Below are 14,588 nucleotides of genomic sequence, written 5' to 3'. Positions count from 1 at the left end.
CAAAACTTCATAATTAGGTTGAATCGGGCTGAATAGCGAAGTTGGAAAGCATTATCTTCGTATCTCTAACTTCACTAAATTTTTAAAAGCTTTTTCTGGAATAACTAAAGGTTGTGGAGTAGAACATAAATAGAGATAAAAAATTCCTCCAAAATCTCAAATTATTAATTAGGAGAAAAAATAGAAATGATTCAGCGTGTTTTTTCAGGCAGAACTCAATTAGTTGCCTTGAGTGGACTAATTGCAACTTTGATAGTATCAGCACTTCCAGCATCTGCACAACAATCAAGAATTGCTCGGTCTGAGATGTCTTTTTGCATGGCAACCTTGATTGGACAAGAGTATGGCTCGCGAATTAATTTGCGTTCCGGACCTGGAACAGATTTTCCAGAGAAAGGTTACGGACTTGTAGGCGATCGCGTTCACATTCTTAGAAAAGCAGGTGGCATCCCTCAAGACTTAGCAGCCGTGGAACGCCGAGGATCTGTTTGGTATAGAGTTGGCTTTCCAAAAAGTGGGGCGCGTGGTTGGGTTCGTGAAGATTTTATATCCCCTGAATGTTCCAATTAATAATGTTGAACGCACCACCAACCAAATCAATAGATTATTGTTGGGGATTCTTACACTATGAAGCACTCAGTCCCCACAATGTCCCCAGCGTTATCGGCGTTCGCGATGTATTCGTGGAACTTCTGTCCTCGAATACTAAGTGAGAAGGTTTTGTCACCTATTAACGAGCAATACCAATATCTAGCGGCGATTACAAAAAAGGCAGGTTTTATTCCAAATTTTGCAAACCTAGTGCAATCTTACTGTGCTTTTCAATCTGTCCCATAACTTGTCTTGCTCGTTGAATAACTACTTTTGGTAAACCTGCCAATCTTCCTGCTTCAATACCATAAGATTTATCAGCACCTCCAGGCTGAACTTGGTGCAAAAAGATAATTTGGTCTGGTAATTCTTTGACAGTGACCTGATAATTAGCAACATTCGGTAACAACGAAGCTAATTCGTTCAATTCATGGTAATGTGTCGCAAAAATAGTTCGCGAGCGAATTTCTGTTGCTAAATACTCTGCGACAGCCCAAGCAATAGAAAGACCATCAAAAGTCGCTGTTCCCCTACCAATTTCATCTAACAGCACTAATGATTTTGATGTGGCATGGTTGAGAATATTTGCTGTCTCATTCATCTCCACCATAAAAGTAGATTGACCCGTTGCCAAATCATCTACCGCACCTACACGAGTGAAAATGCGATCGCACACTCCCAATTGCGCTTCCCGTGCTGGTACAAAGCTTCCTATTTGTGCCATCAGTTGAATTAATCCCACCTGTCTGAGATAACAACTTTTACCACTTGCATTTGGTCCAGTAAGGATAACTAAATCTGGTTTGTCATTAGTCAAGTGTCCTTTGTCATTAGTCAAGTGTCCTTTGTCATTAGTTATTTGTCCTTTGTCATTGGTCAAGTGTTCTTGGTCATTTACAGATGACGAATGACCAATGACTAATGATTCTTGCCCTAAAAAAGTAGAATTAGGCACAAAGAAACCTGGAGGCAAAGACTGTTCCACCACAGGATGACGCCCATCAATAATTGTAATTTCTCGCCCTTCCACCATAGACGGCCGACAATAACCCTGATAGATTGCCAACTCAGCCAATCCACACAATACATCTGCTGCTGCGACTGCACGGGAAATATTGCGAATGACTTCCGCCTCCCTACCTACCTCCTCTCGCAAAGCAACAAAAATTTCGTATTCTAACTGGTTCAAATCATCTCGTGCTGTTAGAATTCTAGCTTCCCGTTCCTTTAATTCAGGAGTGATATAGCGTTCTTCATTAACCAGCGTTTGCTTGCGGATGTAATTCGATGGTACTTGGTCAGCTTTTGCACGAGAAATCCCAATAAAGTAACCAAAAGTTTTATTAAATCCCACCTTTAAATTGGCAATTCCCGTTCTTGCTCTTTCATCCACTTCCAAATTAGCAATCCATTTCTGGTCATCTTCAACAGTGGCACGTCGTTCATCTAATTGAGCATCAACTCCAGAACGAATCAATCCCCCTTCTTTAATATGTAAAGGCGGTGACTCTACTATATAAAGGCGAATTTTTTGTGCTAACTCTTCCATTCCTGATGGCACTTTTTGCAAAGCTTTCAGGAAGGGAGAACGAGCCACAGAAACCAAATTTGCTATTTGAGGCAAACGAGATAGGGAATCGGCTAAAGCTAATAAATCTCTTGCATTGGCAGTACCAGAACCAGCACGTCCTGTCAGTCGTTCTATATCATAAATTTGACGCAATAACTGTCGCAGGTCTTGACGCAGGGAATTGTTATCAACAAGTTCTTGAATCGTGTCTTGTCTGGCTCGAATACCTTTAATATCAAGCAGTGGTTGCAACAACCATCGCCGTAAAGCACGACTACCCATTGGTGTAGAAGTTTTATCCAACGCCCAAAGCAGAGAACCAATAAAAGTGCCATCACGTACAGTTTGGGTTATTTCTAGGTTCCGCCGTGTTTGATGGTCAATAATCAGAAAGTCGGTGAGAGTGTAAGTCCGTAGCGTTTGTAGGGGGATAGAGTTTTCTTTCTGTGTATCTTCCAAATATTCCAGCAGCCCACCAGCCGCACGCACGGCTAGTGCAAGGTGTTCGCAACCCAATCCTTCCAAAGAACGGAGTTTGAACTTTTGTAACAATCTTGCTCTGGCTTCATTTTGGGAGAAGGGGAATTGCGATCGCAAGCTATAACAAAAAGATGGAGGCAAACATTCTGGCAAATGTTCCGAGCGCTCTCCCGGACGCAATAAACTTCCTAAATCCGGGGCGTTAGTGGGAACAAGTACCTCAGCAGGCTGCAAGCGCATGAGTTCCTGTGTCAAAAGTTCTAGATTACTACCTTGAGTGGTTAGGAATTCACCTGTAGAAATATCTGCATAAGCCAAACCCCAATAATCACCTGCAATAACCACAGCCGCCAAGTAGTTATTCCGGCTTGACTTGAGCATTCCTTCTTCCAATAACGTACCGGGGGTCAGAATGCGCGTCACTTCACGACGAACTAAACCTACCGCTTCCGAAGCATCTTCTACCTGGTCGCAAATAACAACAGCATAGCCCTTTTCTACCAACTGAGTTGTGTACCGTTCCCATGCATGATGCGGTACACCCGTCATGCGTACCCTACCAACCTCTCCTCCGTGTTTGCTAGTTAGAACCAGTTCCAGTTCTCTGGATACAACAATAGCGTCTTGAAAAAATGTTTCAAAAAAATCTCCTACCCGATACAGCAGTAGAGCATGAGGATACTTTTCCTTCACCTCCACATAGTGCTGGTACATCTTGCTGAGTTTGCTGCGGTCTACCATACGGTAGTCGCCGATTGGCTCATTCGGGTTACTCGGTTCAGTTGTTTGGGGTGTCGAGTGAGAAGCGGTCATGAATATCTACCAATACACAAGGCTGCCTGCCAATATCCGATGATAACGTGATGTTGGAGTTACTCACAAATTGTTTACGGTTTGTTAAGTACTTCAATTAGCATCCTCTATGTACTTGTTAACTTTTAGGCATTACTTGAACTATGACAACCTAAGTAGCTTGCAACATTTCTGCTGCTCTATCGGCGAGCAAAACTGCTGCCTCTAACTGCATCCAAAATTCACCATAGTGATGCAGAACGTAAGGGTCTTGAAGTGGCGATTGATAATGAACTAACAATAGATGTGTGATTGCCAAACAGTTGACCGAGCGATCCATCAGCTTTGGAAATTTTGCGAATCAGTCTAAAGATTTTCACCCAAGAAGTTTCTTCTAGTCCCCCATAAATGGTGGGAATCACTAGGTTGAGTAAACCACTTTGGCGCAACTGCTCAATCTCATGAATGGGACGCGTGCTACCGTTGCGATCGCATGGCAGCGCCGCCTCCCCCGGCTTATCGCGCACTGCACGCGCACTTTTTGAGATCCAAACGATGTCGCTTTCTTGCCGAACGATTTGATATTATAGTGATTCTCACTTGAATGAAGTACAGATTTATCTGTTACGGGCTGCGTGCATCTGCGGTTCCATAACTTTTTTATGTATTGCACCCAATTGAAAAGCGGTATATTTGTCCAAAGGGGCTTTGTCTAAGTTCTATTAAAATAGGAAATAGGATTGCTATATACGTTCAGTAAACCAAAAATACTCTTCAGAATCAAACAAAAATTATGGCTTATTCAGACTTCAACGATTTACCTAGTGTAATCAATCAATTTCAACTAGAGTTAATTCAAGAAACACCACATTTATTTTCAGATGCTCCCCCAATACAACCCAGCAATTTACTTAATGAAATTCTCAGAAGAAACGCGACAAGAGTTGTTCTAGAATTGAGAAGTGAAAAAGAAAAAAGCGAACGAGTCATCAGTCCCATATTAACAGAACTGCAAGAAATTTCCAGTACCCCTATTAACGTGTTTTCAGGAGAAACGTTTAATGTAGACAAATCAAGTGGTTTAACCGGTGTGTGCGACTTCTTAATATCAAAAAGTCCGATCAGTATTACAATCGTTAAACCCGTAATAACCGTAGTTGAAGCCAAAAAGTCAGATCTAGCTTTAGGCTTACCTCAATGTATTGCTGAAATGGTGGCTGCCAATAAGTTTAATAAAGATATGCAACCAGTTTTTGGTGTAGTTACTACAGCAACACAGTGGACTTTTTTGAGTCTAAGAAATAATGCAGTCACCATTGACCCAACCATATATTTGTTTCCACCTGTAGATAAAATTTTAGGAATCTTGGTGGCAATGGTAACTAGTACAAATGATGAAGCTTAGAAAAACGATTCACCCTTATGTACAGAGCGATCGCTTTCAGAAGCGCTGATTTTACTGGTGCTAACTTAAAAGGTGCAAACTTCAGCTATGCCCTAGCTGGATTGCAAAAGTAGTTAAAATGATTGTGTGATTAATGAGAGTGGAAAGTTCGAGCACATGAAAACAAATTGATTAAACGCAACATGAGTGCTAGTTACCCTCGTCGCAAACTTTACATCTTATGACAATATTTTCAACCGCCTAAGCATCCAGTTAAATCTAGCACCGCCTAGGGTGAGGTTATCCATAACAGCAGAGTCAATTTCGTCATCATATTTACAGTTTTGCGATAACCTCTGCCCTATGCGGTAAGTACCTCTGCCATATCCGAGGTGACTAATTAACCCTTGAAGCCTAGCAGAAAGCAACATTGCGATCGCACGGTAAAACCGAGACGCAAAATTTAAGTCTTGTTGGAGCCTGACTAGGAGTTTTTGGCAGGGTAAGGCTAGAACGAGTGAATTTTCTTGTGCTTTCACCGCTGTTGCAGAGGGGCTGATATTGAGAAAAGACATTTCACCGAGTACCTCACCCGTGGAGAAGTTAGCAATTTCTTGCTCTAAGTCATTGTCATCCTCAAGAGCAGCAAAAATGCTAGCCAATGCACTCTCTTGATTTCTCTTAATTGTTGCACTAAGAGTCCCATCAAGAACAATATATAAGTTATCGGCATAGCTTTGTTGTCGAATCAGTACACTGCCAGAGGATACTTGCTGTTGAATGGATAGCACCGGAGGATTTAGAAAAGGAGGACACATGACCAACGCAGGACAACCACCAACCACTGAGGAACGACTCAGCCGCCTAGAAACTCTGTTTGCCAACGTTGGCGAAACAGTGCTAGCCCAGAATGATGCCATTGCTGCTATGAGTGCTAACATCAACGGTCAAAGTAACACCATTGACGTTCTTGTCGCTAACATCCAGCAACTTACCGAGAATGTAGCCGCAGTCAACCAAAGAGTAGACGCACTGACTATCAATGTTGTTGAAGTAACCAACCGTGTAGATTCTTTAGCAGCCGAAGCAGCCCAAGACCGACAGCAAGCAGCTATCGATCGCCAGGAATTCCGTACCGAGATTAGGCAGATTTGGGAATATTTGCGCGACAGGAACGGTGGTAGCAGTCCACCTACAAGTTAGCGCTAATCAGCGCTAACTTCCAAATGCTTTGTTTGGGTTCGAAATAATAGCTCTTTGGGGGCGATCGCTAGTTCTAGGGCTGGACTTCAACCGATGGGCTGATAGAGTCAGCCAATAAATAGCTTTTTTTAAATCGTGCGTAAAGTAACTTTGCCAGTTCCCAAATCAGTGAGGTACGTTGGTAGGGGCGCAAGGCATTGCGCCCCTACAATTGGGTTTGCTACAGGCAAATGAGAACTGCTATTCTCGCGCTCTACACTGGTTCTTTCGTACATAGCGTGCTAAATTTTCATTAAAATCTACAAGTATGCTTGTATTTACAAGGCTTACAGGCACTTATAATTTCAATTTTAACAAGGAGTAACATTTTGAAACTAATAATAGCTGTAAGCTAAGCCCAGCAATAGTTTTAAGCTTATTTTTCTACAATTTTAGCACGCTAAGTACGCAAGAGCCCCAATTTTTTAACTTCTCTGGTTCAAGACGATGTAAATGAGTTCCTTTATCATCTCTTTCACAAACCAACACCGATTCCGGTGGAATTGCAGAAACTAAAGCATCAGAATGAGTTGTGACAATCAGTTGTGTTCTTTGAGATGCTTCAATAAGCATCTCAGCAATTGTAGGTAGAATATCTGGATGCAGACCTATTTCTGGTTCTTCAATACAGATAAGAGGTGGTGGAGTTGGATCGAGAAGTAAAGCCATTAAAAATAAATACCGTAATGTTCCATCAGATAAACGATTTGCGGGAATTGGTTGAGTCAGTCCTTCCTCACGGATAAATATTTGTACTGTACCACCATATATTTTTATACTAATCTCTTCTACGGCATTATAAAATTTTTTCAGTTTATCAATAATTTTTCTACTTCCTAACTGATGTTGTAAATTATTTAGAACAAGTCCCAAATTACTTCCATCTTCTAAAACAGGATGTTCGGGTAAATCAACTTTTTGAGGACTCCTTAATTCACTAGAACGACCTGTTAGTAATTCACGATATAAGCAGATTTTTGAAAATTGTTTTTGAAGATATCCTATCTCAGGGTATTTACGTGGTTCTTGTAATTGAGATAATATTGATTGGTTGTTGCTGAATGACACACCAGTTCCTTGATTATACCATTTTTCGTCATCCGATTTTGGTGCTATCCTCCTAGTCATTAAAATTGGTTCATCTATACCAAAGCGATAGTAAAAAAAACTTTCATCTCTGATATTATTATTAATAGATGCACTGGCAATGGCTTCATCAAGCAACTCAAGTTTTTGTCCAACTATAGTAAAGTTTAACCAATATCGTAATGATTCGATATCTTGATGTTTGTTAATAATCGCTTCTATTTTTGCCGAGGAACTATTCTTATCACCTTTCCAAAAAAACTCACTAATACCTCCTCCTTGACGAAATGGAACTAGTAGGTCTGTAGGTGTAGCCTTTAAAATGTTCAGTGCTTCAATCAAATTCGATTTACCAGATGCATTAGAACCAATTAATACATTCAATGGTTGTAATTCAATTTCTTCTGCTTCACTTCCATAAGATAAGAGGTTTTCCAATCGCAAGCTGTGGATAAATCTTTTACCTTCCATCTGCATCCCCTCGATTATTTATCATCTAAATTATCGCTCCAAAACTACATTTGCCGATTTTCCAGACGGCACGCCGTCACTTGAGACGTTCTCAGTAAGTGGATCTCTAAAGCCTCCATTACGCCAGCTATCTACTACATCTTTGATAAAACTAGCTATGGGTATAGCAACCAACAAACCTAATAATCCTCCAAGTTTTGCGCCTACCAATAAGGAAATAACAACCCAAACAGGGTTCAAGCCTGTCAAATTCCCTAAAATTCGAGGAGCTACAAAATTAGTATTAATTTGATCCACAAGTACAGCAACAGCTAAAACTTCTACCCCCAACCAAAAATTTTGCAATCCAATTAATAGGCTGACTATTGCAATCCCTATACCCGTACCAAAAGGAAAGAGGGAGAAAAACCCAATTCCAATTCCAAAAAGTAAAGCTAGGGGAATTCGCAGTGCCAAAAAGATGAGTATGAGTATCACTGCTAGCAATGCACCTAAGATTGCTTGACCAATAAAATAATTTTGGAAATCTTCACGTAATAATTGCCTGACTGGTGAGCTAATGTAAGGAGGAAACCACTGAAAAATTCCATCCCAAAGTTTTTCTCCATTAAGTATTAAATAGATGGTGATAACGACTGTCAGCAGTACATTAACTAAACTACCAATCGTATCCACTGCAAAACCAAGGATTTGACCTGTTAATGACTGAAGTTGGTTGGAAAATCTATCTAACAGTTGAGTGACTAAATTACTTAAATTAACCGGGAGTTCTTGGGTTGCGGCTTGGGTAGCAATCCAGGTTTGAAAGGCTTGAATTTGTTGTGTTCCAGAATCAATCCAATTGGGCAAAAAATTCACTAGTTCGTTGAGCTGTTCCAGAATCAAGGGAACTAAGGTAACAGCCAAAGCCCCAACAATTATTACAGCTAACAGCAGAACACTGACAATAGCAAAGTTACGATTTATGCCTTGTTTTTGGAAAAACCGAATTGGATAATCTAAAACAAAAGCTAGCAAGAGGGCGGCAACAAGAATGCTGACTAGGGGTTGGAAGTACTGTACAACCTGAAGCAACACCCAAGCGTTGAGGATCGCGAGGGGAAACGCTAAGCCCAGACTTAACCATTGTGGTAGTTTGTTTGTATTCATTAATGATTTGCTAATGGCTAATGGCTAATGGCTAATGGCTAATGGCTAATGGGTGTTAATTATTCAGCATTAGCGATCGCCATAGGTTTTTTCTTTATAAAATCTAACAGAATACGTTGATGGACTGCTCCTATTGGTCTAACTTCTCCTGCAACTGCTGAGTAGCAACTCCCTTGCTGAACGTATTCTGGCGCTACTAAACCCATGTCCCAACCTTCATTCAGAACTAATCGATCTAATTCTACTAATAGCGGTGCATGGAAAACGTGACGAAGGGCTATTTCATCAGAATAGCAGCCGAACTTGGAAAAGGTTGGTGGTAAAGTGTAACCTATTTCTTCTAAAATTTCTCGCTGTACTGCTTCCTCTGGGGTTTCGCCCGGTTCCATATGTCCGCCAAAAAACGCCCAGTGTCCCGGATAGAGAAGATTGGGTTTGTTATCCCGCAATTGCATGAGAAATTTATTTTCTCGGTAGAGTATCGCGATCGCAACTTGTACTTGCATGGTTAGTTGTTGGTTGTTGGTTGTTGGTTGTTAGTGGTTAGTTGTTGGTTGTTGGTTGTTGGTAGCTACTAACCACTAACCACTAACCAATAACCACTAACCACTAACCAATAACAAATTATACTTACTCTTCCTCTAAATACACTTCTCCGTACTCTTTCCCTGCAATGAGGATAGACTGGTAGCGTATTTTACCTTTAAAAACCACTTTATCTCCCTCTTTTATACCAGTTTCATTGCTAATTACCCACACTTTACCTGTAGAGTCGTTAATTTGATATGCTAGCCGCTTTAACAATGAGACTCGTTTCTCGACTTTTCCTTGTATGTAGACTGTCGCATCATCCTCTTTTTGTGGTTTGATTTCCTGAATGGGGGTAATATTGGCTCCTATTGTGTTCCAGCCATACCGACTCAAATTCGTGCAACTGAACACCCCTGTCAGAAGGAGAACTGTCAATCCCAAGCGTAAGGATAAAACTATGCCGTGCTGATACAAAAACAATATATTTAAATTTTTCATTTTTTGCATAATCAATACCTGTCCTTGCCAATTTTGGCATCAGGGATCGGCTAGTGACAATTTATATCTTGGGGCAATGGGCAATGGGCATGGGGAATTGAATAGCTTTCAACAATGCCCGATGCCCGATGACCAATTCCCAATCCAGCTATTGTTACATTTCTTTACAGAGTTGGTTTTATCTTTGCCTACCTACTTACAAGCAATCTGAGAAGATATTGAATGTGGTGTTTAAGCGCGAATGCGAATTGTGCATTATATGGCAATGCCACTGCGTAGCGTTCTTCTTCTAAGAATCGTGATGGATACAAAAACAGCCAAACTTCTTGATGGTAAAGCTAAGGCAGAAAAAATTCAGCAAGAGCTTTCTGCTGTCATTAAAGAAGCTCAACCCAAAATAGGACGCCCGCCCGGATTGGCAGTGCTGATGGTGGGTGATAATCCGGCATCAGCAGCGTATGTACGTGGAAAGGAACGCGCCTGTAAGAAGATTGGTATTGCGTCTTTTGGTAGGCATTTTCCTACAGAAACGACTGAAACTGAACTGGAGGAAGTTATTGCTGCACTCAACGATTCGGAGCAAGTGGATGGTATTCTTATACAACTGCCTCTCCCCAATCACTTGAATGCCCAGCACTTATTGTATCAAATTGCTCCAGATAAAGATGCTGACGGCTTGCATCCCGTAAACTTGGGACGGCTGGTGCGGGGTGAAACGGGTTTACGCAGTTGCACTCCTGCTGGCATCATGAGTTTACTGGAAGAATATAAAATTCCCGTACAAGGTAAGCAAGCAGTGGTAGTGGGACGCAGCATTCTAGTGGGTAAACCTTTGGCTTTAATGCTACTGGAAGCAGATGCTACCGTGACAGTCGCTCATTCGCGATCGCAAAATTTACCTGCCATCGCAAAGAATGCTGATATTCTAGTTGCAGCAGTAGGTCGTCCAGAATTCATTACTGCTGACATGGTAAAACCGGGTGCTGTTGTGGTAGACGTAGGGATCAATCGCGTGACAGACTCAAGTGGTAACAGTCGCCTTGTAGGTGATGTTCACTTTGAAGGAGTTGCTGGAGTTGCGGAATTTCTCACACCAGTTCCTGGCGGCGTAGGTCTAATGACTGTAGCTATGTTGATGCAAAATACTGTCAACAGCTACAGGCAAAATTTACAAAATTAGTCATTAGTCCTTTGTCATTAGTCATTTGTTCTTGGTCATTTACAAACAACAAATGACACTTGACGAATGACTAATGACACTTAACGAATGACAAATGACGCTTTCCCGTAAAATTGTTACGTAGACAACGGAACATCAAGGATAATTAAGGATGGTAGCAGCAGATAATATTCAGACAACTGCACAGGAAGGTAAATTTGACCTGTTAGCTTATCTCAAAGAGAAAAAACAGCTTTGTGATGAAGCTTTGGATAAGGCTGTACCCGTGCGTTATCCAGAAAAAATATATGAAGCCATGCGCTATTCCCTACTTGCTGGTGGGAAGCGCTTGCGCCCAATTCTATGTCTGACTACCAATGAGATGCTTGGTGGTACTATTGAAATGGCTCTGCCGACTGCCGTTGCTGTGGAGATGATCCACACGATGTCGTTAATTCACGACGATTTACCCGCAATGGATAACGACGACTATCGACGCGGTAAGCTGACTAACCATAAAGTGTATGGCGAGGATATTGCGATTTTAGCTGGAGACGGTTTACTCGCCTATGCTTTTGAGCATGTTGCAGACCAAACTCAAAACGTTCCTGGAGAACGGGTGTTAAGGGTTATTGCTCGATTGGGTCAAGCAACTGGAGCAACTGGATTAGTAGGCGGTCAAGTGCTTGATTTGGAATCGGAGGGTAAAACGGATACTCCTCTGGAAACATTAAATTTTATTCACAGCCACAAGACGGGTGCTCTTTTGGAAGCTTGTGTCGTTTGTGGTGGGATTTTGGCAGGAGCAACAGCAGAAGAAGAGCAACGCCTATCTCGCTATTCCCAAAATATTGGGCTGGCTTTTCAAATTATCGATGACATTCTAGATATCACTGCGACGGCTGAGCAATTAGGGAAAACGGCTGGCAAAGACCTAAAAGCTAATAAAGTTACATATCCCAGCCTTTGGGGAATAGAAGAATCTCGCGCAAAAGCTCAACAACTGATTGAAGAGGCTTGTGCTGAACTGGAACCTTTTGGCGCAAAAGCACAAGCATTGATTGCGATCGCACACTTTATAATAACACGCGATCGCTAGATAATGAAAATGAATGATGAAAGACGACTTTACAAGTCACCATTTATCATTCATATTTCTTTTCATAATTCATAATTCATAATTCATAATTCATAAATACTATGCAAGACATAAGTGACATTTTAGAAAACCGAGTGCTGTTCGTAGCTCTAATATCTAGTTTGATTGCTCAAGGGCTGAAGTTGGTTATTGAGTTAGTGAAAAATCGCAAACTTAACATCAATGTTCTTGTAACTACAGGAGGAATGCCGAGCGCTCATTCAGCTTTGGTTACAGCCCTAGCAGCTGGTATCGGACAAACTTTAGGTTGGGCTTCTTCCGAATTCGCAGTTGCCGTTGTTTTTGCCATCATTGTCATGTACGATGCAGCCGGAGTGAGACAAGCTGCAGGCAAGCAAGCTCGCATCCTCAATCAAATGATTGATGAATTATTTCACGAACACCCCAATTTTAACGGCGATCGACTCAAGGAATTGTTGGGACATACACCCGTTCAAGTTATAGCCGGTTCAGCGTTAGGTATAACCATATCATGGTTAGCTAGGTCTACCGGCGTACTAGTTGTTAATCCTTAATCAGTGACAAGGGGGACAAGGGGGACAAGGGAGACAAGGGAGACAAGGGAGACAAGGGAGACAAGGGAGAATAATTCATAACAAACGACAAATGACAAATGACAAATTTACTGCAAGCGTACAGCTGAGCGTAACAGCAACACTTTTCGACTATCTACCAGTACAGCAGAAAAGCCTTGTTCGCTTAGCTTTTGTAATGTAGTGTATGCATCTTTTTGATTACTTGTGTAAACAGCTAATAAGTAAGGACGTTGTCCGTAGGTAGCAAAACCTACATCTCTTCCTACCACTTCCTGGACTTGATTGGCAACTTCTGGGCGGTTATAGTAATCAACTAATACAGCATAACCCTCTCCCAATTGTTGGGGTTTATAGCTGACGCTTTGGTTATCGTTTCGAGATGGTGCGCCATCTGCTGGTCGAGTTGTGATGATAGCAGATAGCCCGACAACGGTGCTGATGTACCTAGCCCAGCGATTAGCATCGTCTATGTTGCGAAATCCACCTATCCGCGTTACTACCGTATCTTTTAAATACCTGCAAGTGATTGTCTTAAGTTCTCCTGGTAATGCACTACGCAACTGATTTTGATTACTTGATGTGGGACTAATGACCAATAAAAGATATTCACCAGCACCGGGAGATTGACAGATCGGTAAATTTTGTGACTGAGCAATGGCGGCATCTACACCAGCAATCAAGCCGCTAAATGCTAGCAATAAACTACTGATTAAAGATTTTGTAAATGTCCGGGCAATAGCTTGATACATGATTTTATTCTTTTTTTCTAATTTATAGTGTAAAGACGCGCCATAGCGCGTCTCTACATTTAGGATACGGTAACAACAGATGCTAAAGCATCAGGGATTTCTGGGGAAGGAGCTTGAAATTCGCCAGTGATGACGTACTCCAATCGTAGTTTCAACCAGGTAATAAATTGGGAATCAGTAGAAATAATTGCCACTGCGGGTTGGGGACATTTTGCCTTGATTGCTGCCATTTGAGGCGCTTCTAGAAAAGCTGGTTGCTTAACCACCCAAAAATCTATTTCTTTTTCTTGTTCGTGATAATGACGGGTGCGTTCTTTGAGAACTTCCTCCATGGGTTCTTCTTCAAGTAAAAATCGTTGACTTGCCAACACGTAATAGTATTTTTGCATTTTTCGTCTTCTCGCGATCGCAGTTAATCATGAATACTAAGTCGTTGTTTGTTTTTTAGCAACAGTTAACTTTTTCAGAAACTGACTGTTGTCAAAATAGTGTTCCACCGAAAGAATTTTTAAATCATCAGTGACACGGGCTACGCTCATACCGACTATCTCCACTGTCTCCCCTGTTGACGCATAATCTTTGTATGAACCGCTAAAAGTTCCCCAATGCCGCCATTTAAATGTTACGTTGGGGGGACCGGAGAAAACCTCTAAGACTTCCCACAAAAATCCTTTAGGAAATGCCGTGCGGAAGAGTTTACCCGATGATTCAAAAGTTTCTTCCGAAGCTTTGTAATGTTCTGTATCCGGCATAAATAGATTATAAGTGCCTGCCTTTATCACATCTGATGCTGTGTATTCTGCACCTCCATTGCTACTCATGCGGAAGTGCTCGTTGACAACAGATAACCACTGAGAGGGGTTTGTCTTGAAAGAGGCTTCCATCTCAAAAGTTCTCACCAAATTTTGAACAATCGCTTCGAGCGAACCTTCAATATGCTTGGCTTTGCTTTCTTTTGCAAGCCCTTCTTCAGACTCAGAGTAATCTGGTGGAGTTTGAGAACGCCATTCAGCGTTACCACTATTTGCGATGACTGTGTCTCTGTCCTGTACCCAAAGAGGAAGGTTGTTAGATTGTTCCGCGTTCATAGAAGTTTAAATTCCGATTTAACTTGTGAAATACGAACAAGTTTTTGGATTTTCGCATTGACAACCCCTCTATTTCAGTTATCAGTTGTCAGTTGTCAGTTGT

General features: G+C 41.5%; 17 protein-coding genes. 6 read left to right on the top strand and 11 right to left on the bottom strand.

What is annotated here, in order from left to right; genetic code table 11:
• The first annotated feature begins 186 nt into the window (after positions 1–186).
• Positions 187–570 carry an SH3 domain-containing protein gene (locus tag F7734_RS00785; protein WP_207713964.1) on the top strand — a complete coding sequence of 128 codons (384 nt, stop codon included), beginning with the start codon at positions 187–189 and terminating at the stop codon, positions 568–570.
• Between the two features lie 208 nt (positions 571–778).
• Here F7734_RS00785 and mutS read toward each other — a convergent pair whose 3' ends face one another.
• On the bottom strand, positions 779–3,454 hold the full coding sequence (gene mutS / locus F7734_RS00780) for a DNA mismatch repair protein MutS (protein WP_155742929.1): 2,676 nt from the start codon (positions 3,452–3,454) through the stop codon (positions 779–781).
• 221 nt (positions 3,455–3,675) lie between these two features.
• Positions 3,676–3,960, bottom strand: coding sequence for an acyl-CoA dehydrogenase family protein (locus tag F7734_RS00775; protein WP_155742928.1), 285 nt, complete (start codon positions 3,958–3,960; stop codon positions 3,676–3,678).
• Between the two features lie 266 nt (positions 3,961–4,226).
• On the opposite strand from F7734_RS00775, the gene F7734_RS00770 reads away from it, so the two are divergent.
• Positions 4,227–4,838: a hypothetical protein gene (locus F7734_RS00770; protein WP_155742927.1), complete on the top strand. Its 612-nt coding sequence runs from the start codon at positions 4,227–4,229 to the stop codon at positions 4,836–4,838.
• Between the two features lie 218 nt (positions 4,839–5,056).
• Here F7734_RS00770 and F7734_RS00760 read toward each other — a convergent pair whose 3' ends face one another.
• Complete coding sequence (locus F7734_RS00760; protein ID WP_347566104.1) at positions 5,057–5,608, bottom strand: cyclic nucleotide-binding domain-containing protein; 552 nt, start codon at positions 5,606–5,608, stop codon at positions 5,057–5,059.
• A gap of 25 nt (positions 5,609–5,633) precedes the next feature.
• On the opposite strand from F7734_RS00760, the gene F7734_RS00755 reads away from it, so the two are divergent.
• Complete coding sequence (locus tag F7734_RS00755; protein ID WP_155742924.1) at positions 5,634–6,020, top strand: hypothetical protein; 387 nt, start codon at positions 5,634–5,636, stop codon at positions 6,018–6,020.
• 128 nt (positions 6,021–6,148) lie between these two features.
• Here F7734_RS00755 and F7734_RS00750 read toward each other — a convergent pair whose 3' ends face one another.
• The 5 genes from F7734_RS00750 to F7734_RS00730 form a co-directional block, all read right to left on the bottom strand.
• Positions 6,149–6,295, bottom strand: a complete 147-nt coding sequence (locus F7734_RS00750; protein ID WP_155742923.1) for a hypothetical protein — start codon at positions 6,293–6,295, stop codon at positions 6,149–6,151.
• Between the two features lie 148 nt (positions 6,296–6,443).
• On the bottom strand, positions 6,444–7,616 hold the full coding sequence (locus F7734_RS00745; protein ID WP_155742922.1) for an AAA family ATPase: 1,173 nt from the start codon (positions 7,614–7,616) through the stop codon (positions 6,444–6,446).
• A gap of 30 nt (positions 7,617–7,646) precedes the next feature.
• On the bottom strand, positions 7,647–8,765 hold the full coding sequence (locus F7734_RS00740; protein ID WP_155742921.1) for an AI-2E family transporter: 1,119 nt from the start codon (positions 8,763–8,765) through the stop codon (positions 7,647–7,649).
• Between the two features lie 59 nt (positions 8,766–8,824).
• Positions 8,825–9,271, bottom strand: a complete 447-nt coding sequence (locus tag F7734_RS00735; protein ID WP_155742920.1) for an NUDIX hydrolase — start codon at positions 9,269–9,271, stop codon at positions 8,825–8,827.
• A 124-nt stretch (positions 9,272–9,395) separates the two neighbouring features.
• On the bottom strand, positions 9,396–9,803 hold the full coding sequence (locus F7734_RS00730) for a hypothetical protein (RefSeq protein WP_155742919.1): 408 nt from the start codon (positions 9,801–9,803) through the stop codon (positions 9,396–9,398).
• Between the two features lie 292 nt (positions 9,804–10,095).
• On the opposite strand from F7734_RS00730, the gene folD reads away from it, so the two are divergent.
• From folD to F7734_RS00715, 3 genes are all read left to right on the top strand, one after another.
• On the top strand, positions 10,096–10,974 hold the full coding sequence (folD, locus tag F7734_RS00725; RefSeq protein ID WP_155743037.1) for a bifunctional methylenetetrahydrofolate dehydrogenase/methenyltetrahydrofolate cyclohydrolase FolD: 879 nt from the start codon (positions 10,096–10,098) through the stop codon (positions 10,972–10,974).
• Positions 10,975–11,125: 151 nt separating this feature from the next.
• Complete coding sequence (gene crtE / locus F7734_RS00720; protein ID WP_155742917.1) at positions 11,126–12,052, top strand: geranylgeranyl diphosphate synthase CrtE; 927 nt, start codon at positions 11,126–11,128, stop codon at positions 12,050–12,052.
• Between the two features lie 101 nt (positions 12,053–12,153).
• The gene (locus tag F7734_RS00715) at positions 12,154–12,627 is read left to right on the top strand and encodes a divergent PAP2 family protein (RefSeq protein WP_155742915.1); all 474 of its coding nucleotides are present in this window, start codon (positions 12,154–12,156) and stop codon (positions 12,625–12,627) included.
• Between the two features lie 107 nt (positions 12,628–12,734).
• Here F7734_RS00715 and F7734_RS00710 read toward each other — a convergent pair whose 3' ends face one another.
• From F7734_RS00710 to F7734_RS00700, 3 genes are read right to left on the bottom strand one after another with little or no spacing between them, the layout of a single operon-like run.
• On the bottom strand, positions 12,735–13,397 hold the full coding sequence (locus F7734_RS00710) for a hypothetical protein (protein ID WP_155742913.1): 663 nt from the start codon (positions 13,395–13,397) through the stop codon (positions 12,735–12,737).
• 59 nt (positions 13,398–13,456) lie between these two features.
• A complete protein-coding gene (locus F7734_RS00705; RefSeq protein ID WP_155742911.1) occupies positions 13,457–13,786 on the bottom strand; it encodes an MgPME-cyclase complex family protein in 330 nt (109 codons plus the stop codon).
• Between the two features lie 36 nt (positions 13,787–13,822).
• The gene (locus F7734_RS00700; RefSeq protein ID WP_155742909.1) at positions 13,823–14,485 is read right to left on the bottom strand and encodes a SnoaL-like polyketide cyclase; all 663 of its coding nucleotides are present in this window, start codon (positions 14,483–14,485) and stop codon (positions 13,823–13,825) included.
• Positions 14,486–14,588: the final 103 nt, after the last annotated feature.

The organism is Scytonema sp. UIC 10036 (assembly GCF_009725235.1).
Note: the sequence above shows the minus strand (reverse complement) of the source record. Positions and strands in the feature narration are given on the sequence as shown.